The organism is Sorangium sp. So ce406 (genome assembly GCF_051474675.1).
Classification (GTDB): domain Bacteria; phylum Myxococcota_A; class Polyangia; order Polyangiales; family Polyangiaceae; genus Sorangium; species Sorangium cellulosum_G.
The window spans coordinates 11,537,360-11,556,917 of the sequence record NZ_CP150340.1 but is presented as its reverse complement, the minus strand read 5'-3'; the positions used below and the strand labels follow the sequence as shown (position 1 = coordinate 11,556,917).

18 protein-coding genes are annotated in these 19,558 nt (G+C 70.2%); 9 read left to right on the top strand and 9 right to left on the bottom strand.

All coding sequences use genetic code 11. From position 1 onward, the window contains the following. Nucleotides 1-11: 11 nt before the first annotated feature. Complete coding sequence (locus tag WME96_RS43455; RefSeq protein WP_437287408.1) at nucleotides 12-2,036, bottom strand: hypothetical protein; 2,025 nt, start codon at nucleotides 2,034-2,036, stop codon at nucleotides 12-14. Between the two features lie 1,082 nt (nucleotides 2,037-3,118). Here WME96_RS43455 and WME96_RS43450 point away from each other — a divergent pair. From WME96_RS43450 to WME96_RS43440, 3 genes are all read left to right on the top strand, one after another. Beyond that, nucleotides 3,119-4,486, top strand: a complete 1,368-nt coding sequence (locus WME96_RS43450) for a hypothetical protein (protein ID WP_437287407.1) — start codon at nucleotides 3,119-3,121, stop codon at nucleotides 4,484-4,486. Between the two features lie 80 nt (nucleotides 4,487-4,566). Continuing rightward, nucleotides 4,567-5,517, top strand: a complete 951-nt coding sequence (locus WME96_RS43445) for a diiron oxygenase (protein WP_437287406.1) — start codon at nucleotides 4,567-4,569, stop codon at nucleotides 5,515-5,517. Further along, a complete protein-coding gene (locus tag WME96_RS43440) occupies nucleotides 5,514-6,251 on the top strand; it encodes a glutamine amidotransferase (protein WP_437287405.1) in 738 nt (245 codons plus the stop codon). Before WME96_RS43445 ends, WME96_RS43440 begins: the two co-directional genes overlap by 4 nt. Here WME96_RS43440 and WME96_RS43435 read toward each other — a convergent pair. Then, nucleotides 6,181-6,891, bottom strand: a complete 711-nt coding sequence (locus WME96_RS43435; protein ID WP_437287404.1) for a MarR family winged helix-turn-helix transcriptional regulator — start codon at nucleotides 6,889-6,891, stop codon at nucleotides 6,181-6,183. The genes WME96_RS43440 and WME96_RS43435 overlap by 71 nt on opposite strands. A gap of 313 nt (nucleotides 6,892-7,204) precedes the next feature. On the opposite strand from WME96_RS43435, the gene WME96_RS43430 reads away from it, so the two are divergent. The 5 genes from WME96_RS43430 to WME96_RS43410 all read left to right on the top strand — a co-directional run bounded on the left by WME96_RS43430 (nucleotide 7,205) and on the right by WME96_RS43410 (nucleotide 9,780). Beyond that, nucleotides 7,205-7,438 (top strand): thioredoxin family protein, encoded by a 234-nt coding sequence (locus WME96_RS43430; protein ID WP_437287403.1) that lies wholly within the window; start codon nucleotides 7,205-7,207, stop codon nucleotides 7,436-7,438. A 115-nt stretch (nucleotides 7,439-7,553) separates the two neighbouring features. Continuing rightward, complete coding sequence (locus WME96_RS43425) at nucleotides 7,554-7,754, top strand: rubredoxin (RefSeq protein ID WP_437292416.1); 201 nt, start codon at nucleotides 7,554-7,556, stop codon at nucleotides 7,752-7,754. Continuing rightward, entirely contained in the window at nucleotides 7,754-8,938 is a 1,185-nt protein-coding gene (locus WME96_RS43420) for an FAD-dependent oxidoreductase (RefSeq protein WP_437287402.1), read from the top strand. Before WME96_RS43425 ends, WME96_RS43420 begins: the two co-directional genes overlap by 1 nt. Continuing rightward, on the top strand, nucleotides 8,935-9,075 hold the full coding sequence (locus WME96_RS43415) for a hypothetical protein (RefSeq protein WP_437287401.1): 141 nt from the start codon (nucleotides 8,935-8,937) through the stop codon (nucleotides 9,073-9,075). The genes WME96_RS43420 and WME96_RS43415 overlap by 4 nt, the downstream gene beginning before the upstream one ends. A 6-nt stretch (nucleotides 9,076-9,081) precedes the next feature. Continuing rightward, entirely contained in the window at nucleotides 9,082-9,780 is a 699-nt protein-coding gene (locus WME96_RS43410; protein ID WP_437287400.1) for an MOSC domain-containing protein, read from the top strand. A 194-nt stretch (nucleotides 9,781-9,974) separates the two neighbouring features. On the opposite strand, the gene WME96_RS43405 is transcribed toward WME96_RS43410, so the two are convergent. The 7 genes from WME96_RS43405 to WME96_RS43375 form a co-directional block, all read right to left on the bottom strand. After that, on the bottom strand, nucleotides 9,975-12,113 hold the full coding sequence (locus tag WME96_RS43405; RefSeq protein WP_437287399.1) for a hypothetical protein: 2,139 nt from the start codon (nucleotides 12,111-12,113) through the stop codon (nucleotides 9,975-9,977). A 9-nt stretch (nucleotides 12,114-12,122) separates the two neighbouring features. Beyond that, entirely contained in the window at nucleotides 12,123-14,168 is a 2,046-nt protein-coding gene (locus tag WME96_RS43400; protein WP_437287398.1) for a DCC1-like thiol-disulfide oxidoreductase family protein, read from the bottom strand. Beyond that, nucleotides 14,165-15,265 carry a tryptophan 2,3-dioxygenase family protein gene (locus tag WME96_RS43395; RefSeq protein WP_437287397.1) on the bottom strand — a complete coding sequence of 367 codons (1,101 nt, stop codon included), beginning with the start codon at nucleotides 15,263-15,265 and terminating at the stop codon, nucleotides 14,165-14,167. The genes WME96_RS43400 and WME96_RS43395 overlap by 4 nt, the downstream gene beginning before the upstream one ends. A gap of 285 nt (nucleotides 15,266-15,550) precedes the next feature. Next, a complete protein-coding gene (locus WME96_RS43390) occupies nucleotides 15,551-16,252 on the bottom strand; it encodes a hypothetical protein (RefSeq protein ID WP_437287396.1) in 702 nt (233 codons plus the stop codon). 34 nt (nucleotides 16,253-16,286) lie between these two features. Beyond that, on the bottom strand, nucleotides 16,287-16,640 hold the full coding sequence (locus tag WME96_RS43385) for a hypothetical protein (protein WP_437287395.1): 354 nt from the start codon (nucleotides 16,638-16,640) through the stop codon (nucleotides 16,287-16,289). Nucleotides 16,641-16,784: 144 nt separating this feature from the next. Continuing rightward, nucleotides 16,785-17,120, bottom strand: coding sequence for a hypothetical protein (locus WME96_RS43380; protein WP_437287394.1), 336 nt, complete (start codon nucleotides 17,118-17,120; stop codon nucleotides 16,785-16,787). A 148-nt stretch (nucleotides 17,121-17,268) separates the two neighbouring features. Next, nucleotides 17,269-18,747, bottom strand: a complete 1,479-nt coding sequence (locus tag WME96_RS43375; protein ID WP_437287393.1) for an MBOAT family O-acyltransferase — start codon at nucleotides 18,745-18,747, stop codon at nucleotides 17,269-17,271. Between the two features lie 253 nt (nucleotides 18,748-19,000). Between WME96_RS43375 and WME96_RS43370 the strand changes: the two genes are divergently transcribed. Further along, the gene (locus tag WME96_RS43370; protein WP_437287392.1) at nucleotides 19,001-19,558 is read left to right on the top strand and encodes a hypothetical protein; all 558 of its coding nucleotides are present in this window, start codon (nucleotides 19,001-19,003) and stop codon (nucleotides 19,556-19,558) included.

Genomic DNA, 19,558 nt, shown 5'->3' with positions numbered 1-19,558 from the left:
GGCGCGGCCGCTCAGCGCCCCTTGCGGCAGGCCGCGGTATTCGGCGAGGAACTGCCGTATTGCTCTATGACGCAGATGATGGAGAGGTAGTTCCCGGGGATATGGCTGCCTCGGAGCAACTCCCCGATGTAGTCCCTCCAGGCGGCGCTCCCCACGCACGGTTTGCCGGCCCTGTGGCAGGCGCGATCGGTCACGTTCTCGATCTCGTAGAAGCAGCCGTTCGCCTTGTCAGAGCACCTCTTGAGGTAGCTCGCGTGCTCCGCTTCGAGCGAGCGTTGCGTGTAGTTCTTGTCCTTGTTCGCGGGGGTGTAGAACTCGCCGGTCCACCACGCGACCCCCTCGGGCGCGGGGCACGGGCCGACCTCCACGGGCGTCTGCCAGCACCCGTAGGCCCAATCGTAGCTCGCCAGGAGCTCGTCGCGCGACGCGGGCGTCGCGTTCGTCACGCGCTCGTTCATCCACCTGTAGAGGCCATACCGGCCCGCCTGCTCGATGTTCGCGTTGATCTCGTTCGTGAAGTACGTCCGCTCCTCGTCGAAGACACGCCCGCCGTCCAGGTTCGTGCGGCGCGGGTTGCTCCTCTTGCCGTTTCCGACGGCGCGACCGAGGATGTCGTTGAGCGGGTCGGCGAGCCCGAGGTAGACGGCGTAGGCGCGCGACATCATCGTATTGGCCTCGGCCTCGCTCGTGTCGCCCGTTTTGCTGTACTCCGCATAGGCCGCCATCGTGTCCTGGAGCTCGCGGTCGTTCGGCTCCCGCCCGAACACCCAGAAGAACAGCTGCGCCATCCTGGCGCGCCCGGGGCCCCAGCACCCGACCTCCAGCATCCGCGTCGTGCTGGCCGGAGCGTTCGGATCGACGAAGAGGTACGGCACGGCCGCCCTCGGCACCGACATCGCCGACGGCGCCCCTTCGGCGAAGAAATTCGCGGCCGTCGGGCACGTGAAGCGAACCAGCGATTTGCCGCCGTCGAGCTGGAAATAGCGCGCCGAGGGCGACTGATCGGCGGTCTGGAAGACCTTCACGCTCCTGTCGCACGCGAGGTGCGGCTGCCGGTCGGGATCGGAGGCGGTGAAGCGCGGATCGCTCGTCGAGAGCTCCTCCAACGTCGCGGCGGGGTCGAAGCCGAAGGCCCGCTTCATCATGTCGGCGTTCGAGCCGCAGTCGATCGCGTAGCCCTTCCCGCCGGCGATCAGGTAGGGCGTCACGCGCGTCCTGATCCCGGTGAAGGGGTAACGAACCAGGTAGAGCTCCGCCTCGGCGGTGTAGCTCTTCTCGCCCGGCTGCTGCGGGAGATCGCGGCGGGCCCGCGGGAGCGCTCGCCCGGTGCTCGAGTGGCAGTTGATCTCCCGCTCGGCGATCTCCTGCGCCTTCCAGCCATCGAGGACGGCGCGGTTGATGGGGATGCTCACCTGCTCGAGGTTGCTGACGTCCGCCTTCGTCCACGAGAGCGCCGAGAGCAGGTTGCTGCAGCCGACGCTGTAGATCGTGCCGGGGTCGTCGCGGAGCCGGAGGTAGTACTCGGCCTCCCCCTTGCCCAGATCGGCGTCGACGCGCCGGTAGACCTGGAAAATTTGCTCGCGCGTGACGCTGGGATCGGCGTCGCAGCGCAGCGTATGGATGGGGATTGGCCCGCCCGCGTCGCGCTCGAGCTGCATCTGCATCGCATCGAACGAGTCGTAGAAATCGGCCTGGTTGAGGTCGAGGGTCCGCGGGTACCCGAAGCCCTCCAGGAGCGGCCCGTAGTTGGAGCCGCAGCCGATCTGGAACACCACGTTCGGCTTGTTGTCCTTGAAGCTCACGACGACCGGCACCTCGCGCGGCAGGTCGTCCACGAGGTCCGGATTGTCGTAAACGAGGACCTCGGTCACGTTCGCGGCGATGCCCACCGGCGCTGACGTGTCCGCCAACGCCTCGTTCGACTCCGGCTGCACATCGCTGGCGCAGCCAGACACCCAGCCCAGCGCCCAGCACGTCAGCAGCACGCCCCCTCGGCCCAGCAACCTGTGTGTTCTGTGGTGGATCGTTCCTGTCATGTTCATCCCCGTCCGCGCATCGAGGGCGCGCCCGCGCGGCGCAGAATCGATCGATCCGCGCGCTTGCCATGAGCACCAGCGGGCGGGCTCTTCGCGACGACGCCCGCTTGCTCGCTCCATGAATGCGGCCGGGCACGGGGTCCTTCACGAAATCGTCGCCGGCCGCCGCCCTGCGGCGCGCGGAGCCGGACACGGGCCTGTCCCCCTCCTCCGCCGCCCGAGCATCAAGGAGGAGCGGCGGGACCATGAGTCCAGTGATGCCGGACAAAAGCATCTAACCCGCGCAGCGGCGACCCGGCTCCCGGGCTCCTCCCGCTGTCCCCTCACACGGCAACGCGTAGCTGCCCAGGCGGACGGCAACGAGCTCGGTGTCCGCTCCAGGGGCGAAGCCATTCGCCCTCCACCTCGCCGCCTACGGCGGCGCCCGCTTCCGCTGCGGACGATCTCAGCAGCGCGGCCGCCCTCCCGCCGTCGCTGCGCCGCAGGGTGGAGCCGAGCAAAGGCGCCATCCGAAAATCGTCCACATCGAAAGACACTTCCACATCGACTTCAGCACCGCGCCTCTTTCCAATGACGCGTCATCTCGAGTGCCCCGCCGACCGCCGACAGCGGAACGATACCCGCAATCGGATGCGTAGTTGCGCAAGGGGCCCGCCGCGCGGTTGTGTTCTATCCGTATCAGCTCATCGATTGATACGACTCCGACGCGCGTCTCCGCGCTCCGGGCGGAGCCCGCAAGCAGCAGCTCCCTCCGCAAAATAGCGGAGATCTGCGCCTCTCACGACGGTGCCCCCCGGCAGGGCAGCTCCGGACCGCTCGGCGCGCTCCCCAGAGGCCTCGAGATCGGCGGATGGCACAAGCCCTGCTTTGCAGGTGGCCGGCTGTCGCTGAGCATCGAGAGAGGCGCGAAGTCTTGCGTCGCTCCGGCCGGACGGCCTTTTCACCGCGCGAGAGAGGTCACCCTGCCGGTCCGAGGCGGTGAACAGCCGAGCGCCCCGGGAAGGATCGGCGCGCGGAGATTGTCGAGCAAATCACGTGAACCGTGGCATCACCCTCGGTGATGCACCCCTTGGGAGGTTTGTATGAAGAGCTATCGTTTCGTTGGATTGGCGTGCATCCTGCTGGGCGCCTTCGGGTGCGGCGCAGCAGAGCGGCCGGGCGATCGGGAGGTGATGGACGGCGCGCGGCTGGCCCTGCACGACACGACCGCGGTGTTTGCGTACGTCGACATGATGTCGTACGAGCTCAAGTTCTACGAGCCCAGCCTCGACATGGAGGCGAGCGTGGATCTGCGCGCGTTGCCGGGGTACGGCAGCGGTGTTCCGCTGCACGCGTACATCACCGAAGGCGGCCACAAGGTGTACGTGGGGTTCAACGGCGACGCGAACAGCCCTACCGGCCTGGCGGTGATTCGCGTCAATGACATCTTCTGGCACGAGCACGCCGCCGACGTGGAGCTCATCACGAAGCTCATCGTCGACGACCCGGCTCACCCGAACGAGTTTCCCGCGGTCGCGCAGGTCGACGCGCGGCAACCCTTCCAGCCCTGGACGGCGCAGCCGTTCACGCAGCTGCACGGGCCCGCTGAGCTGTTCGGCAAGCAGCGCTTGTTCTGGACCGTCCTCACCGACGATCGCGTGATCACCGTGGACACGAGCAACGACACCCTGCTGCCGACGCAGGAGCTCGGCGACGCCAGCCGCGCGCTCCACGGCATCAGCTTCAACGCCGCGGAGACGCGCGGGCTCGGCGCCGGTTACTTCTACGACAGGGGGTACTTGCCTGTCTTCCGTGTACAGGCCGACGGGACGCTCGCGAGCGATGGTGAGATCTGGCTGGGCACCCCCAAGTCTCACGCCGCCTTCGTGCACAACGTCGAGTGGGTGACGAACCGTTACGCGTTCGTGGGCACCATGCAGTTCGCTCGCACGTCCCTCACCCCGAGCCGCACGGAGATCCTGGGGCCGAGCGTCTGGTTCGTCGACACCAAGGTGAGGGTCGCCAAGCGCATCATCAAGCCGACCACGGACGTGAATGGGGCGGGCATCTTCCGCTCGGCCTCCTGGGTGGAGGTCGTCGGTGACAAGCTGTTCGTGGGAGAAGAGGACTCGCTCGACGACTCGTTCGGAGACGACGGCTACGTGTCGGTCTTCGACGTCAAGGATCCGTGGCGTCCTCGCTTCATCAAGCGGCTCAGGCCGGGGGTGGAGCTGCCCGCCGACTTCGCGGTGGGACACGCGCTGGCCCCGACGCCCGACGGCAAGAGCGTGATCCTGGAGAGCTACCCGTCTGGCTACGTGCTCCGCATCGGCACGGAGAGCCTGCAGGTAGAGCACGTCATCCACCACGAGACCATGCATTCGATGCCTCACGGCGGCTCGATCGTCGCCACGGAGGAAGGTCACGAATCGGCGGTCCTCGAGGCTTCCGCGTTCGGGCTCGACGAGTAGCGATCAACGCAGCGCAGGCGGGCGCGAGCGCTCGTGCCCGCCTGCGCTCCCTTGCAGCAAGGCACCAGAGGATATCTGTCATGCACCAGGCAAACGCCACGTTGGCACCCTATAGAAAGCCTCTCTCCGGGTGGGATGCCGCGAGCTGGATCCGCAGCAAGCCGATCCGCAGCGCCAGCTGCGAGGGCCTCGCGTTCCCGCCCGAGCTGGTCCCGCTGTCGCGCCATCCGCGCTTCGTCGACGACCGCGCATCGATGGAAAGGCTGCTCGCGTACCGTCTGCTCACTCACCTCCAGTTCACGACGATGCTGGAGCTCGAGCACGTGAACGCGGTGTGCTCCAGGCTCGCGCGCGACTGCTACGCGCTCGAGCTGAGCCGCGAGCAGAAGAACGATGCGCTCCGCATCTACTGCGACGAGGGCGCCCACGCGCTCTTCGTCGAGCTGCTCAGCGTCACGATCGAGAACCGTCATGGCGTCGAGCGCGCCGCGCTGCCGCAGCCTCGCTTCCACGCCGTGCTCGAGCGGATCTTCGAGCGGCACGGCGGCGAGGTCGCCCCGGAGCTCCTGCACCTGTTCTTCGTGTCCGTCTCCGAGACCCTGGTCAGCAAGATCCTCCGCGAGATCCCGCGCCACCCAGCGGTCGCGCCGCTGGTCCGCGAGGTGATCGGCGACCATGCTCAGGACGAAGGGACGCACAGCGTCTACTTTCACTGGCTCTTTCCCCGAGCGTGGAGCCGCCTCGATCGGCCGAAACAGGAGCTCGTCGGGCGGATCTTGCCCAGGTTCCTGGACGCCTTCCTGGCCCCCGACCTGGGCTGCGATGCGCGCGTCCTCGAGGCGCTCTCGTTCGACGAGCCGACGCGGGAGGAGATGCTCGAGGAGACCTATCAGCCCGGGCCCGTGCGGGGCGCCGTGCGGTCCGCCGCTCAGCCGACGCTGCGCATGTTCGAGGCGGCTGGTGTGTTCGAGACGGCAGCCGCCGCAGACGCCTTCGCCGAGTACGACCTTTACCTGGAGAATGCCCAGTGAAAACCGCAGTGGTGATCCGCCACGTCCATTTCGAGCACCTCGGCGCGCTCGAGCCGGCGCTGCGCGAGGCAGGCTATGGTGTCCGGTACCTCGAGGCGCCGACCGCGACCTTCGAGCTGCAGTCGCTGCCCGATTTGCTGGTCGTCCTCGGCGGCCCCATCTCGGTCAACGATACAGAAGATTACCCCTTCCTGGCGCGCGAGCTATCGCTCGTGCAGCGCCAGCTCGAGCAGAAGCTGCCCCTGCTCGGGATCTGCCTGGGAGCGCAGCTGATCGCGCGTGCTCTCGGAGCTCGGGTTTTCCCGATGCGGGGCAAGGAGGTGGGGTGGTCGCCGCTCGAGTTGACCGAGGCGGGAGCGCGCCACCCGATCCGGCACCTGGCAGCGCCGGGCCTCGATGTCCTGCACTGGCACGGCGAGACGTTCGACCTGCCCGCAGGCGCGGCGCGCCTCGCCAGCACGCCGCTCTGCGAGAACCAGGCGTTCAGCGTGGGCGACCACGCGCTCGGCCTGCAGTTTCACCCGGAGGTCACGGCCGAGCAGCTCGAGAGCTGGTTCGTGGGCCACGTCTGCGAGCTGGCCAGCATCCCCGTCCAGGTCACCCGGCTACGCGGCCAGGGCGAGTCGAGGGCCAAGCGTCTGGAAGAGCCGCTGCGCCGCTTCCTCAACGAATGGCTGGGGGCTTCGCAGGAACCACGGGCAAGCGGCGCTTCGGATCTCCGGCCGCCGTCATGAAGTTCGCCCGGTTCTCGGCCTGGAGCTCGGCGCTGCCGGGCGCGTGATCGGCACATTGCGCGCGCAGCTCGGGGTCGCCGATCGCCGCGTCCAGCAGCTGGCAGTGGTGGGCCTTGGGCTCGCCCGGATGTGCGTTCGCGCGGAAGTTCGTGCAGCTCACGCACATCTGGGCGACGGGGATGTACCCGCGCCCCTGGAGCGACGAGATGATGGTGAGCACGCCGCGCAGCATGGCGGTCTGATCCTCGTCGGAGAGCTCGTCCACCGCATCCAGCAGGAACGACGGCCATTGAGCGACCGCCAGCGCCTCACCCTCGCCTTGCTTCGTGAGGGAGATCTTGATGGCTCGCCCGTCGCTCAATGCCTGCGTCTTCTTGACCAGCCCCTTGGCCACCAGGGCGCGCACGGTCTCACTGGCGGTGGCGGGCGTCACGCTGAGCGCCTCGGCGATGTCCAGGAGGCGCAGCCCTTCACCCCTGTGGGTGCGCAGCGTCGTGAGCACCTGTCCCTGCGTCGGGGTGAGGCCTCGAGCGAACGCTTCGCTCCAGGCCTGCGCTCGCAGCGCGGATCCGAGTCGTTCGAGCCCGGCGATCAACTGGCTGTTCAGGCCCGCACTGGCGGGTTTGCTGCGGCTGGTCAACGTCGCTTCATAGTCGACCAGTTCGACGTTTAGTCAAGCGGCCGAGCTTCGCGCGCGCGGCCTGGCCGCAGCGTGAGTATACAAATGTAGGTTCATGTGCCACGCACACTCACCTAGACCGAATGGTTCGGCGCAGCGACGCAGAGAGCCCGGAGGGCGCGTCGCGTGATCGATCCGGTCGTCTGAATCGGCAATCCCACGTGATTGCTCGTAATTTCGAGCGAGCATGGACCACCTGATTTTATTGTTGACTTTGTTCGTTCCGTGAATCTAATTAGGAGTACTGAGCATCGCCTCAGCGAAGGAGAGAGTCATGAGCAAGGCAGTTTTCTTTCATGCAGGGTGCCCGGTCTGCGTGTCCGCCGAACAGAATCTGGCCAACGCCATCGATCCGAAGCGCTATCAGATCGAGAGCGTTCACCTCGGCGAGGACAAGTCGCGGATCGAGGAGGCGCGCGCGGCGGGCGTGAAGTCCGTTCCTGCGCTCGTGCTCGATGGCTCGGCGTACCACATCAATTTCGGGGCGGCCCTCAGCGACCTCGGCTGAGGACGACCCGGCCGGCGGGGGCGATCCTCGCCCCCGCCGGTCCTCCCCTTTTCAATGCTGGGAGTCCGTCATGTCGATCACGTCGACCTCTGCCGTTCCGGATGCTCAGGCGCCGATCTCGCGTCGGGTCGCCGTCCGACAGAAACGCTGGCGTTGCATCATCTGCGGCTTCGTCTACGACGAGAGGCTCGGCTTGCCTCACGAAGGCATCGCGCCAGGCACGGCGTGGGCTGATATCCCCGAGTCCTGGACCTGCCCGGATTGCGGAGTCCGCAAGGTGGACTTCTCGATGGTGGCGCTGCCGGAGTCCGACTGATGTCGCCGGCCGCCCCTGAGGGTGTGGTGATCGTCGGCGCAGGTCTCGCCGGCTATTCGGCGGCGCGCGCGCTCCGCGCGCTGGCTCCGGAGCTGTCCATCACGATCGTCACCGCGGATGACGGCGACTTTTATAGCAAGCCCGCGCTGTCGGTCTCGGCCAGCCAGCGTGCCGGAGCGCCGGACCTGGTCTCGCGCAGCGCCGAGCAGATGAGGAAAGAGCTGGGTTGTCGCCTCATCACCCGCACGCGGGTGCACAGCCTGGATTGCAGCAAGCGCGTCCTCGTCGCCGGGGACGAGGCCGTCCCGTATTCGAAGCTGGTGCTGGCGGTCGGAGCCGTGCCGTGGCTGCCGCCGGTGCCCGGGCTGTCGAGCAGCTCGCGCGTGCTGAGCGTCAACCACCTGGACGACTACCGCCGGCTCATTCAGCGGCTCTCCCGGAGCACGCGTGTCGCGATCCTGGGCGCCGGCTTCGTCGGGTGCGAGCTCGCCAACGATCTACAGCGGGGCGGGCACGCCGTGACGTTGATCGACCGCGCGCCGGAGCCGCTGCCGAACCTGGTGTCGCCGCAGCTCGGGAAGCGGCTCCGCGCGAAGCTGGCAGAGGCGGGGATCGTCTGCCGCTTCGGCGTGTCTCCCCTCGGCGTCGAGCCGCTCGGCGACGGCGTGCGGGTCGAGCTCGACGGTGAGCGTCCGCTCGAGGCCGACCTGGTGATCTGCGCCACCGGTCTGCGCGCCTGCGAGCTCGCGGAGAGCGCCGGGCTGAGGACGCAACGGGGCGTGGTCGTCGACCGCTCTCTCCGCACGAGCGACGAGCATGTGTACGCGCTGGGCGACTGCGCCAGCCTCGCGCCCTACAACCTTCAATTCGTCGCGCCGATCGCGCACGCCGCCGCCGCGCTTGCGCGTTCGCTGCTCGGCGCGAGCGCCTCGCTGACGCTTCCGCCGCTGGCGATCAGCGTCAAGACGCCGTGCTTCCCTGTCGTCAGCTCGGCCGGTCCGCGTGAGGCTGGGTTCACGTGGGAGGTCTCGGCGGACGCCGAGGGCACGACGGAGCTGGCCTTCGACGCGGCCGGAGCGCTGCGGGCTTTCGCGCTGGGGGGCAGTCACGTCAAGGCCCGCAGCCAGTATCTCAGCAGGTTGCCGCCGCTCCTGGGGGCGACGGCCTCGGAGGGAACGTCATGACGCGATTGGCCGAATGGAGCGTGAGCCGTTGGTTCAACAGCCGTGCCGAGGTCGGCGCGTCCAGCGCGGCCACGGCCGGCGCCGCGCAGGGGAGCTGCGCTGTCGGCGGCGACTGCCGTCCGACCGTCGGCGCGTGATCTCCCATGTCGCACGTCTACCCGCTCCACGGGCTCCTCGTCGGCAAGAAGGTCCCGCTAGCCCCTTCGGGACACCTCAGCGCGATCGCGAAATCGCTCGTCGTCGAGCCGCTTCGATTGAGCGAGCGAGGGCTGGAGGGGGACGAACAGGGCGACATGGCGCGCCACGGCGGCGTGGAGAAGGCGCTGCACCACGTTCCGCTGGAGCACTACGGCTGGTGGGAGCAGCGGCTCGGCCTTCCTGCCAGGAGCCTCGCGGTGGGAGCGTTCGGCGAGAACCTCTCCACGCGCGGCCTCGACGAGAGCAGCGTGTGCGTCGGTGACACATGGGCGCTCGGCAGCGCGGTGATCCAGGTCTCGCAGGGGCGCCAGCCCTGCTGGAAGCTGAACCTCCGCTTCTCTCGGGCCGACATGGCTCTCTTGCTGCAAGAGAGCGGGAGGAGCGGCTGGTACTACCGAGTGCTTCGGCCTGGCGTCGTCGCGCCGCAGGATGGGCTCGCGCTCTTGCACCGCCCGCAGCCGAGCTGGCCCATCGCGAGGCTCTTGCGGGCCCTGCACCGCGACGGGCTGAACCATGCAGAGCTCGAGCGCATGGAGGCGCTCCCGGAGCTTGCGCCCTCATGGCGCGCCATCGCTCGTCGCCGCCTGGATCTTCGCGCGATCGAGGACTTCGCTCCGCGCTTGACGACGCCGAGCGGGCGCTAGTTCCGCCCGCCAGAAGTCCGGCCAGGGATCCGGAGGGAGATTTCAACGCAAAGACGCAAAGGCGCAAAGGCGCAAGAAGAAGCAATTACAGTCGATTTTTGCTTTTTTTGCGTCTTTGCGCTCTTGGCGCCTTTGCGTTGAAATCTCTCTCCTCTCTCGAGGCAGATCCCTGGCAGGATTTCTGCCCCGCGGAACTAGTTCCCCGCGCTCTCTTCCTTCTTCACCGGCGGCAGCGTCGGCATCCCCGGCCGCGGCCGATATCCCGGCTTCCGGTACGACAGGATCGGGATCGCCTCGTTCTTGTACGGCGCGTCCTCCCCCGGCCTGGGGCACTGGTCCCGCACCCAGTAGACGTCGAACGCGAGGATCTCGTCCTCCGGCCGCCCGGTGCGCTCAGGGTACCTGAGCAGGTACTCCTGGAGCCCGGGCCTGCGAAACGCCTTGTTCCGGTCGAGCCGGATCCTGTTGAAGTAGTCCTGCCGGATCTGCCCGAGCCCGAGCCCCCGCGCGTCGGACAGATCGAGATCCGGCGGCTGCCCCGTGAACGGGTCCACGTGGCGCCCGTCGATGGTGATCGCGTCGACGGTGATCGACCCGTCCTCGGTGATCGGGTTCGGGGCGAACATCCCCCACCCCTGGAGGAGGCGCGGATAGACGATCGTCGCCTGTACGAACTTCGGCTGGGTGTGCTTGAAGATCGCGGGCACGCTCTTGTTCTCGTTGATCGCCTGGCTCACCGCGCACAGCCCGAGGTACGCGACCAGCGCCTCCCGCGCGATCACCCGCCCGCGGGCGAGCTTCTCCGAGAGCGGCGACGGGCTCTCCGCCGCCCCCGCCCGCGCGCGCGCCCGCCGCGTCAGCCCGAAGAACCGGGCGATCGCGTCGCGCCGCCGCGACGCGAACCCGATCAGCGCGCCGGGCGCGCCGAGGGTCGCCGCCCAGAAGAGCGGCCGCGCGAAGCGGCCCCCCGGCAGCGCCTGCAGGATCTCGCGCAGCGCCTCGGCGCCCTGGAACACCCGGCCCTCCGCCGGATCGCGCACCACGAAGAGCTCCGGCCGCGGCTCCCCGCCCCCGGCCTCGTCCGCCGCGCCGGCCGCCTCCGCGCGCGCCTCCTCGAACCGGAGCAGATCGAGGCCGTCGAGCCGGACGAGGAAGCGCATGAGGGCGAACGCGAGCGGCGAGCTGCCGTCATAGACGACGACCCTGGGCGCCGCGCGGCGGCGGTACCACTGCTCGAGCGCGTCCCAGTGCTGCGCCGTCGGGAGCAGGAACGACCAGCCGATCATGAACCACGAGAAGGGGCCGAGGCGCATCATCACCCCGAACGAGCCGTGCAGGGCCCACATCCCGCCCATGGCGAGCGCGCGCGTGAAGCGGCGGCCATAGGGCGAGAGGATCCACGGCACGAGCATCGCCTCGAGCGCGAGCACTCCCCAGGTCATCCCCTTCTTCGCCCAGAAAGGGATGTACTCCCGCGCGACGACCGCCAGCCCCGTCACCATGCGGTCGAGGTGCAGCACGTAGTGCACCGTGTCGCCGCGGCGCCAGATCTGGCCTGATTTGTTGACGACGTTGAAATAATAGATGGTCGCCAGGTTCACGATCGCGAGGAGCACGATCCCAGAGACGTACGGGTCCGTCGCCCACGCGGGGCGGCTCCGGTCCGCGAGGTCGGCGGCCGTCCGCTCCTTTCGCTCGCGGTACGAGCGGATCAGGGCGTCCACGGAGAAGCGCCTGCCGGTCGGCATGAACATCGCCCAGCAGGTGATGAGGTTCACGACGACATAGCCGCCGTTCTCGATCATGACGATCCGGTTGTCCCTGCTCGTCACGAGGACGAAGGAGAGGATCGAGAACAGCCGCGTGTGCCAGCCGATGAAGAAGCAGAAGAAGCAGAAGAGGGAGAGCGCGAACGCGACGTGGACCTCTCCGATCGACGAGAACGCGTGATAGAGGCTGAAGTTGAATCCGCTGCTCGGGTGGAAGAGGTGATAGTGGTTGGTGAGCACCCCGTCGTTGCTGTAGATCCAGCTCGCCTCGGCCCAGTGACGCAGGCAGTCGCCCACGAGGAGAGCGCCGAGCACGAGCCGGAACAGCCCGAGCGTGCGGACGTCGATCGTGCAGTAATGATCCCGGATCCAGCGCCCCAGGCGCCGTGAGCGGCTCTCGGCCGGCGGCTTCGGGGCTGCGGCCTTGGCCGGCGCCGGCGCGCTCTCCTCCGGCGCGTCCTCCCCGCCCGGCGCGCTCTCCTCGGGCGCGCCGTCTCCGCGCGACGCGCCCTCTTCCGGCGCGCCGGCAGCCGCGGCGCTCGGGTCCTCGTCAGCCGCACGCATGCGAGCGCCTCAGTTCGGTTTGTTCGGTCGGAGGAGGCCTGGCGAGAGGGGCGGGACGCGGTCGCCGAGCCTCCCCGCGCCGCCGCGCGAGTGCGAGAACAGCTTCTCCCGCTCGACGCCGCTCGGCGCGGGCTCGCCCGGCGCGGGGATCGGCGCGGAGACCCAGTACGCGTCGAAGCCCGAGAGCGACATCTCGCGCCCCCCCTCCTCCGCGAGCGGCCCGCCCTTCGCGAGGTAGTCGCGGAACGCCCGCTGGAAGTCGATCCACTCCGGCCGCCGGATGCGGTCGAGGTAGTCGGACCAGAGCTGGCCGAGCCTCGTCCCGGGCTGCCCCGCGGGCTGGAGCCGGGGCTCCTCCCCGGTCAGCGGATCGATCGGCTGCGACGCGCGGTTCTGGCCGTCGATCACCAGGATCTCGTTGCTCCGCGGCGGCTCGGGCGCCATCACGTCCCACCGCGCCAGCATGCGCGGCCACGACGCGACGCCCGCGAGCACCGCCCCCTGCGGGATGGCGCCCGCCCCGGGCAGCGGGTTCTGCTTCGCCGTCTGCGCGAGCATCGCGGCGAGCACCACGAGCACCGCCGCCTCCCGCAGCGACCCGAGCGCGAGCCGCGCCGCGCGCACCGCGGGCGCGGGCCGGTCCGGCGCGGCCCCCTCGTCGTCGCCGTCCGCGTGGCTCTCGTCGAACAGCGGGATCCCGCACGCCTGCTTGCCGAGCAGCGTGCTGATGTGGTGCCGGCGGGTCGCGACCACCTCGTAGAGCATGTCGAGCACGTGCGAGATCCCGGGCAGCTTGAGCGGCAACGCCAGCCAGCCGAACGGCAGCGCCAGCAGCCCCTCGGTCACCGCGCCGCCCTGCCGGTAGACGCGCCCGTTCCTGTCGATCGCCAGCACCGTCCGCTCGACCAGCTCCGCCGTGACCTCCTTCGGCATCGGCACGCGCTCCGTCGCGCCGGTCTGGTTGCGCACGTAGAGCTCGTCGAGCGCGCCGTTGCCCTGGAAGGCCACGTGCCCGCGCAGGTCGAGCCGCTTGATCAGCCGGCACAGCGTGAGACAGAGCCCGCAGTCGGCGTCGTACACGAGCGTCCGCGCCCGCCGCTCGTTCCACGAGCGCTCGTACACGTCCCACAGCTCGCCCGGCAGCACGAGCGGCGCCGCCGCGGCGAGCGCCCAGCCGAACAGCCCGAAATCAAAGAAGATCCCGATGACGAGGCCGTGCACCACCATCAGCGCGGCGGCGAGCCCGCGCGTCCAGCGGAAGAGCGCGGGCACGAAGAGGAGCGCCGGGATCGCGAGCTGCATCGCCCAGGTCCCGTACGTGAGCCCGCGCAGCGTGCCGAGCGGCAGGGCGTCGCGGAGCCACGCGCCCGCGTCGCTCGCCCAGCGATCGACGTGGAGCGCATAGTAGAACGCCGACCCGTCGCGCCACGCCGCGCCGCGCTGCTGGAGCGCCGTGCACAGGTAGATGAGCGCGAGCTGCAGCAGCACGGCCAGCGCGGCGAGCGAGGCCGGCGACCAGCCGGGCAGGCGCTCGGCCGCGATCTCGGACTCCGCGGCCCTCGACCTGTCGTTCAGCTCGGTGTCGCGCTTCTCGTCCCGGAGCGCCAGCGAGGCGCGCAGGCTGTCGATCGAGAGGCGGCTCCCGCACGGCAGGAAGGCGGTGAACGCGAGGATCGCGATCGCCGCGTAGTTGCCGGCGTTCTCGAGCAGGATGTTCCTCGACGTCAGGCTCACGAGCACCAGCAGCGCGAGGACGTGGAACACGCGCGTCCGGTAGCCGACGACGAACAGGGCGTAGACGAGCAGCGCCAGCGCGAAGGCGAAGTGGGCCTCTCCCACCGTCGAGACGGCGTGGAACAGGCTGAAGACCTGCTGCTTGCCGCGGAGGTTGAAGAGGTGGTTGTGGTTCGGGAGGACGCCCTCGTTCGAGTAGAAGTCCCGCACCCATCGCCACCGCGCGAAGAGGTCGGCGATGAGGACGAGCCCGAAGGTGATACGAAAAAGCCCGAGCGAACGGGCGTCGATCCGCAAGAAGTGATCGCGAAGTGATTTCACGGAGAGTCCTCGACCCGGAATCCGTAGTCCGATGCGTGCTCGAGCGCGGGGACGCTCGGCTGGCGCAGGAGCAGGGAGCGCACTGTCCAGAGATCGCCGAACACGCGGTAGCGCAGCGCGGTCTGGTCGAGGTAATCGACGCCCGCGGAGCCGCCGGTGCCGGTGCGGCGGCCGATCACCCGCTCGACCATCCGCGCGTGGCGCTGCCGCCAGATGAGCATGGCCTGCTCCATCTCCAGGATGCGGTCGAGCACCTCGCGCGGCCACGCGAGCCTGGGCAGCTCGCGGTAGCTCTCGATGAACACGATCGCCGCGCGGATCGCCCGGCGCTTCTCGCGCGTGGCCGCGTCGGCGTCGGGGTCGTCCTCGGCGAGCAGGAACGCCTCGGCGTTCGCGTTGTCCGCCTCGTAGCGCGCGCGGAGCCGCTCGACGTCCGCCGGGGTGAGCGCCTTGTCGATGGCGATCTGCACCCGGCGCTCGTTCTCCTCGCGCATCGAGCGCATGTAGTTGCGCAGGAAGCGCAGGACGGCGCCCGGATCGCTCGAGCCGTCGATCGGCGTCCGCGAGAGCCACTCGTAGAGGTAGTGCTTGAGGCTCGGCCCGCTCGCGAGCCGCGCCTCGAGCCGCCGCGTCGCCGACGACGGCGCGCCGTCCGCTGTCTTGAGCGCCTCCTTGTAGCTCCCCTCGCGGCCGAGCGGGATCCGCACCGCGTCGTCGAGGCCGAGGAGGACCTCGATCTCGCGCAGCTGCGCCGACTGGAAGCCGCTCGCGGGGATCAGGCGATCCCGAAAATCCAGGTAATCACGGGTGGTTAGCGTCTCCATCACCCGGAAGTGCTGGATCGCCTGCTCGAAGATGGTGACGACCCGCCGGAACGAGCGCGCGGCCGAGGCGAGCTTCTGATCGGGCACCGGGTTCTGGCGGAAGAGCTCCCGCGCCGAGGTGAGCTCGCGGAGGATGAGCTTGAACCAGAGCTCGTAGATCTGGTGGACGACGATGAACAGGGCCTCGTCGTTGCCGACCTTCTGCTCGTCGTCGTCGAATCCGCCCTGGAGCGCGAGCAGCTCCTCGACGTGGATGTAATCCCAGTAGTTCATGTCGTTGACGATCGCGGGACCTCTGCCCGGGGGTGGCCCGCGCCGCTTGCCTGCTGCGAGCGCTGCGCCGGCTCCCGCGAGCAGCGCGGGGAGTCTACTTCCCGCCCCCCCGGAAACGGAAGCGCGCCGGCGCCGTTCGCAAGGAAAGCGCGCCCGGTCCGGAAAGCGGTTTCATTCGACCGGCGCGCCTTCCAGAGCCCGCGGCGCGCGAAGGGCAGCGCGGGGCGCGCCGCACCGCGGAACGCGCGCGCACGGCGGAACGCGCGCGCACGACGGAACGCGCGCTCACGGCGGGCTCGCCGCGCCGGGCGGCGGCTCGACCGGCGTGCGCCGCACGCCGTCGGGGCCCATGTCGAAGGGCGGCGCGTAGCTCTTGAGCTCGGCCTTCTCGTGGCTCGCGCCGCTTTCGGCCTCGATCGCCACAACGCCGACGTCGGGGCAGAACGTCGACACGTAGCGCGCGGGCGTGTCGCCGAGGCGCTCCTCCACGGTCTGCACGCACCCCGTGAACCGGCCCGCGGGCACCTCGACGGCGGCGTCGACGGCGGTGATGCGGGCGCGGCCGCCGTGCTCACCGGTCCACGTCGTGCCGGGCGCGATCGGCTCCTTCAGCACGAAGACGCCCGTGTCGCTGCGGAGCACGCCCTCGCCCGTGAACTCGAAGCGCTTCACGCCCGAGGGGAACCTGAGCTCCCCCCGGCGCGCGTCGGCGCGGTGCACGCGCGCGACGAGCATGCCCTCCCCGCCGCCTTCGCTCAGGGTCACGTAGTGGTAGACGCGCCCGTCGACGAGCGGGAAGTAACGCTCGGCCTGCGTGCCCGAGGAGGCGCCCTCCTGACCGTCGGGCGCCGCGTTCCACGCCGTGGGCTGCGCCGCGCCGGGGGCGCTGCCGCAGCCGAGCAGCGCGAGCGCAAGCGCGGCGAGCGGCCGCGCGAGGGAGCCGCGCGCGGCGGGGCGGCCCGGGGCACGCTGGACGTCGGTGCTCACCGCGCTGCCTCCTCGGTCGTCGCGGGCGGGGTCGTCACGGAGACACGTGGCTGTGGGACCAGTAATAGAACGACAGGAACGCGAGCAGCGCCACGGCGGCGACGAGCAGGGCGACGGCGAGCGGGTCGGGCTCGATCCGGCGCAGCAGCGCCCGCGCGGCGCGGCGGTCCTCGTCGCGCTCGGCCTCCCTGGCGAGCCGCCCCGCGCCGGCCCGGACGAGCGCGTAGTCGCCGCGCTCGAACGCCTGCTCGAGCCGCACGAGCTCGGGATCGCGCGGCAGCCCCGGCGCGCCGTCGCCCGGGACCGACGCGGCCTCCCCCTCGCGCCGCTTCGCGCGCTTCTTCGTGCGGCGCGGCGCCTCGGCGTCTCCCTGCGCCCTGTCCGTCACGTGCAGCTCCCGGTGGTGAAGAAGGCCATGGCGCGAACCCCTGCGGCGGATCCTCGAGACGGCGCAGGCTACCTCGATCCAGGGCCCACGTGCCCCCAAAAAGCCCCGGGAAACCCGGGATCGGCGGCGCGCCGGGGCGCCGGCCTACGGCAGCCGGTCCCGCTGCAGGTCGACCTCGGCCGGCTCGGGGCGGTCTCGCCAGGGCACGGCCGCCTCGCCCTCGCCGCTCACCACGCAGCGGAGCGCCTCGCAGGCGGCCCGGTAGTACGCCTTGCGGCCGCAGCCCACGGCCTTGAACTGGCCGCCGATCTGCTCCTCGACGCGGACGTCCTTGTCCGGGCAGTCGAGATCGGAGGTCGCGCGCGACCGGACCATCGGCATCGCGTTCGACGGCACGTTGGCGATGCTGCACGCCGGCGAGAGCGCGCCGGCGACGAGGGCGGCCAGGGGTACGAGGGCGGCGAGAGGAGGTGGGCGCACGGCGTGAGCGTAGTGCACGGATCCGCTCGAAAGCGCGAGAAACGCACCGGCGGTGGAGCCGAGGGGAGCCTGTGCGGCAGAGCACGCCGCCCCGACCCTGGCCCCGCCGCCGCGCCTCCCCGCGCGTCGCTGCCCTGCCGGCGCCGGCTCAGAACTGGAAGTACACGAACGGCACGGCGGTCGCGCTCGCCGCCTCGTGGAGCCCGACGGCGACGAGGAACAGCAGCGCGCCCTGCATCGGCGCCGGCGCCGCGATGAACGCGGCGCGGGCGCGCTCGTAGAGGCGCTCCGGCACGTAGTGGGACAGGAGCGCGACCCCGAGGAGCGCGACGAGCACGGGCGGGAGGTTCGGGTGGAACGTCGTCAGCGTGCCGATCTGCCGCAGGATGAGCACGGCCTGCGAGAAGGTCGGCACGCGGAAGAAGATCCACGCGAAGCAGACGTAGTGGAACGTCAGCAGCACGCAGAGCGCGTGGAGGGGGAACCGTAGAAGAGAGGGGGAGGCCGACGCGCGCGCCGCCGCCTCGCCCTCGGCGCCCGAGCGGCGGCGCCTGACCGCGCGCTGGAAGGCGCGCGTCACGGCGAGGCCGAGGCCGTGGAGGAAGCCCCAGAAGACGAAGTTCCACGACGCCCCGTGCCAGAGGCCGCCGAGCAGCATCGTGATCATCAGGTTGCGGTACGTCGCCAGCTCGGAGCCGCGGTTGCCGCCGAGCGGGATGTACAGGTAGTCGCGGAGCCAGGTGGACAGCGAGATGTGCCAGCGGCGCCAGAAGTCGGCGAGGTTCCGGGCCTTGTACGGCGCGTCGAAGTTCTTCGGGAACCGCACGCCGAGCAGGAGCGCCGAGCCGATCGCGATGTCGGTGTAGCCCGAGAAGTCGCAGTAGATCTGCGCGGCGTAGCCGTAGACGCCCGCGAGCACCTCCAGGGCCGAGTAGTTCTCCGGGCGCTCGAAGACGCGGTCGACGAGGTTGAGCGCGAGCTGATCGGAGAGGACGACCTTCTTCACGAGGCCGATCGCGACGAGGAACATCCCCTCGCCGCCCTGCTCGCGGGTGAGGCTCGGGGCGCGCTCGAACTGCGGGAGCAGGTCGCGCGGGCGGACGATGGGGCCGGCGACGAGGTGCGGGAAGAAGGCGACGAAGAGCAGGTAGCGGAGGTAGCTCTTGTGGGGCCGCAGCTCGCCCCGGTAGACGTCGATGACGTAGCTCATCGACTCGAACGTGAAGAACGAGATGCCGACCGGCGGCAGCAGCACCCGGAACGCGGTGCCCACGGTCGTCGGCTCGCCCGTGAGCAGGGCGCGGAGCGCCGCGGCGTTCTCGATCGCGAAGTTCCAGTACTTGAAGAACCCCAGGAACCCGAGGTTCAGCGCCACGGTGGCGATGAGCATCGCGCGCCGCGCCCGCGGCCTCGCCTCGCGGGCGATCGCGCGCGCGAGCAGGAAGTCGACGGTGGACGAGGCGAAGATGAGCGGCAGGTAGCGCCAGTCCCAGGCCGCGTAGAACCCGTAGCTCACGAGCAGCAGGAACACGAGGCGCGCGCGGATGCCGGCGAACCGCGCGAGCGCCCACGATCCGACGAAGACGGCGGCGAAGAACTCGGCGTAGCGAAGGGTGTTGAAGAGCACGACCGGTCGGAGCCCGGGCCAGGCTGCCGCGAGGGGCGCGGCGCGCCGCAGGGCCGGGCGCTGGGGCGCCGTGGGACCGCGGATCCGTGGGACCGCGGCGCCGCGGGGCGTTGATACGGTGGACGGGCCCCCCGGGGCGGCGGGCGCCACCCGGGCGGTGGGCGCCCTCTACCACGGCGCGCGCCGCGCGGTGGCGCTTGCGGCGCGGCGCCCTGTTGAACAGCGCCCGGCGTCGTGCCAAGGATGGAATCTGATGCTGGGTCGCCTGATCCTCGGGATTGTGAAGGGGCTCATCGTGGGGGGCTTGCTGGGGTTCGGGCTGGCGAAGCTCGGCTACGGGGCGCCCATCGCGATCGTCGCCTACCTGGCCGCGGCGCTCGCCGGGGTGCTGGTCGGGCTCATCGCGGGAAAGCCCATCTGGGCGAAGGACGCGAAGATCGAGGCGGGCATGAAGGCCTTCGTCGGGGCGCTGCTCGGCGTCGGCCTGATGTACGCCGCGCGCCGGTGGCTGACCGTGCCGGTGCCGGTGCCGCTCGGCGAGCTCGGCGGCGCGAACCTGTCGCTCGGCGAGGCCACGGGGACCGCCGGGACGTTCGGCGGCCTCGCGATCACGTCGCTCGCCGCGGTGGCCGCCCTGCTGGGCGGCTTCTACGAGGCCGACAACGACCCGTCGGACGAGGCGACGCCGGGCGCGAAGCCGGAAGCGAAGGCCGCGGCGGGGGGCAACAAGCGCATCGCCGCCTCGCCCGCGGCCGACGATCTCGAGGACGACCTCGAGATCGAGCCCGAGAAGAAGCGCTCCAAGAAGTAG

Coding starts and splice junctions, on each gene's coding strand:
- WME96_RS43455 (WP_437287408.1), bottom strand. CDS start 2,036: ATGACAGGAACGATCCACCACAGAACACACAGGTTGCTGGGCCGAGGG.
- WME96_RS43450 (WP_437287407.1), top strand. CDS start 3,119: ATGAAGAGCTATCGTTTCGTTGGATTGGCGTGCATCCTGCTGGGCGCC.
- WME96_RS43445 (WP_437287406.1), top strand. CDS start 4,567: ATGCACCAGGCAAACGCCACGTTGGCACCCTATAGAAAGCCTCTCTCC.
- WME96_RS43430 (WP_437287403.1), top strand. CDS start 7,205: ATGAGCAAGGCAGTTTTCTTTCATGCAGGGTGCCCGGTCTGCGTGTCC.
- WME96_RS43420 (WP_437287402.1), top strand. CDS start 7,754: ATGTCGCCGGCCGCCCCTGAGGGTGTGGTGATCGTCGGCGCAGGTCTC.
- WME96_RS43415 (WP_437287401.1), top strand. CDS start 8,935: ATGACGCGATTGGCCGAATGGAGCGTGAGCCGTTGGTTCAACAGCCGT.
- WME96_RS43410 (WP_437287400.1), top strand. CDS start 9,082: ATGTCGCACGTCTACCCGCTCCACGGGCTCCTCGTCGGCAAGAAGGTC.
- WME96_RS43405 (WP_437287399.1), bottom strand. CDS start 12,113: ATGCGTGCGGCTGACGAGGACCCGAGCGCCGCGGCTGCCGGCGCGCCG.
- WME96_RS43395 (WP_437287397.1), bottom strand. CDS start 15,265: ATGAACTACTGGGATTACATCCACGTCGAGGAGCTGCTCGCGCTCCAG.
- WME96_RS43370 (WP_437287392.1), top strand. CDS start 19,001: ATGCTGGGTCGCCTGATCCTCGGGATTGTGAAGGGGCTCATCGTGGGG.